2 protein-coding genes are annotated in these 2,229 nt (G+C 33.4%); one reads left to right on the top strand and one right to left on the bottom strand.

The features are described 5' to 3' along the window. Positions 1 to 86 precede the first annotated feature (86 nt). On the bottom strand, positions 87 to 1,529 hold the full coding sequence (locus HMPREF3265_RS06430; RefSeq protein ID WP_070861183.1) for a sucrose-specific PTS transporter subunit IIBC: 1,443 nt from the start codon (positions 1,527 to 1,529) through the stop codon (positions 87 to 89). 180 nt (positions 1,530 to 1,709) lie between these two features. Between HMPREF3265_RS06430 and HMPREF3265_RS06425 the strand changes: the two genes are divergently transcribed. After that, positions 1,710 to 2,084, top strand: a complete 375-nt coding sequence (locus HMPREF3265_RS06425; protein WP_037550035.1) for a YbgA family protein — start codon at positions 1,710 to 1,712, stop codon at positions 2,082 to 2,084. Positions 2,085 to 2,229: the final 145 nt, after the last annotated feature.

The following is a 2,229-nucleotide window of genomic DNA, read 5'->3' as shown; positions in this document are numbered from 1 at the left end:
TAAGAAATTCTACAAGCTAAGCAAGCTGGGGATAAAACGAAATGAATTTTGGAAAATATTATTTCTGTTCCACCCCTTATTTTTGTTTATTCAGCTGCTGCTTGATAAGCTTTGCGTCGAGATAAGACTAAAGTAATAGCTACAGAGACAATAAAAGCAATGAGCATGCCAATAAAGTAATGCAACCACCCAGCATGTACTGGATTAATAGAAATAAAGCCTGGTAGGCCAGCTGTACCTAAAGCGATGGCTTTAACTTTAAAGAATGAGATATAAGCTGATCCAATAGCCGATCCAATGATTGCACCTATAAATGGATATCTTAATTTAAGATTTACACCAAACATTGCTGGTTCTGTAATACCTAATAGCGCTGATACACCAGCTGCAGATGCAACACCTTTTAATTTTTTGTTATTTTTAATAATGATAAATGCTGCTAATGCTGCACCACCTTGTGCTACGTTAGACATTGTTGCAATTGGGAAGATAAATGAACCTCCCGTTTTTGCTTGATCAGCGATTAATGTTGTTTCAACAGCGATAAAGCTATGGTGCATACCTGTTATAACAATTGGCGCATAGAATAAACCGAAGATAAACCCACCAATTGCACCACCAAATTCATATAACCATGTTAATCCGTCTGATAACCAATAACCAAGCTGTCTTGTTAATGGTCCTACAAATAAAAATGTTAGAAATGCCGTAACTAAAATAGATAATAATGGTGTTAATAAATTATCTAATACAGTTGGTATAACCTTACGTAACCACTTTTCAATAGTTGCTAAAATATATGCTGCCACCAACATTGGTAACACCTGTCCTTGATAACCCACTTGATTAATATGTAAACCAAATAAGTCCCAATGTGGAATTGCTTTACCCGCTTCTACAGCCTTAGGAAAATCGTATGCGCTCATTAATGATGGATGTACTAAAATCATTCCTAAAGCTGCACCTAAGAATGGATTACCTCCAAATCGTTTCGCAGCACTAAATCCAATTAATATTGGTAATAACGTAAATGGTGCATTTGCAAAGATGTTAATCATATCTGCTAATCCAGCAAACTGACTATGAACATCTATTAAAGACTTATTATCATAAAAGAGATCTGGTGCAGTTAGAATATTATTAATTCCCATTAATAACCCACCAGCAACAATGCCTGGAATAATAGGAACAAATATATCTGATAGCATTTTAACGAATCGTTGTAATGGATTCATGTTTCGAGCAGATTTATCTTTAACATCCGCTGTTGTAGAAGCCTCTTTCCCTGTTATATTTTCAAGTTCATTAAATACTTTATTGACTGTACCTGAACCAATAATGATTTGATATTGACCGCCAGTTGAAAATGTACCTTTAACAACATCCATCTTCGATAAAGTGTCCTCATCTACTTTACTTTCATCATTAAGTACGAGTCTCAATCTTGTGGCGCAATGGGCCATCGCATCTAAATTATCTTCCCCACCTATAGCTTCAAGAATTTCTTCAGCCGACTTTTTATAGTTCATTAAATTTCCCTCCTATTGAATGGAACCGGTTCTATTCATTAATTTTATTGTAACCGGTTCCAAAAAATAACGCAATAACCTTTTTTATCTTCACCAATTATTCATATTTTAGATTTGTAATCTAAGTTTCTGGGAAAAACATATTAAAACTTATAAAATAAGTGAGCGAGGCGGTATTTGATGAAAGAACGTGGCTATATTGAAAAGTTATGGAGAGAAGAAAAGTATAATGTCTTGTACCATAGTCAACAGCATTATAATTATATTCGTGAATTACTTAAGCAATCTCCAACTTTAAATGAAGTTCAACTCGCTATCAATGAAGCATTCCAAACGACTCCATCCAATGGTTCAATAATCAATGCATACGATCATATGTGGGGATACTTTAAACACAAAGCTAATGAAATTGAAAAAAACAAATCAGCTCAATTAAAAACTGATTTCAAACAAGATAAAGTTCAAAGTAAAGAATTGCTGATTTTTATAAAATACTTAGCCGACAAATATGAAGTATATTACCTTCAAAAAAGTACCCTGCTTAATTTCCAATGAGAATACTTAAAGTATGAAAATTTTATTGGCACGGAAATAAGTAGCACCTACTATGTTTGAATTAAGTACTTATAATAATAAAAATGCTACTGTTATTCGCTAAATTTTAAGAAAAGAGTTCGGGACATAAAGTATCTGGATAAGT

The organism is Staphylococcus sp. HMSC62B09 (genome assembly GCF_001839115.1).
Taxonomy (GTDB): Bacteria; Bacillota; Bacilli; order Staphylococcales; family Staphylococcaceae; genus Staphylococcus; species Staphylococcus haemolyticus.
Note: the sequence above shows the minus strand (reverse complement) of the source record. Positions and strands in the feature narration are given on the sequence as shown.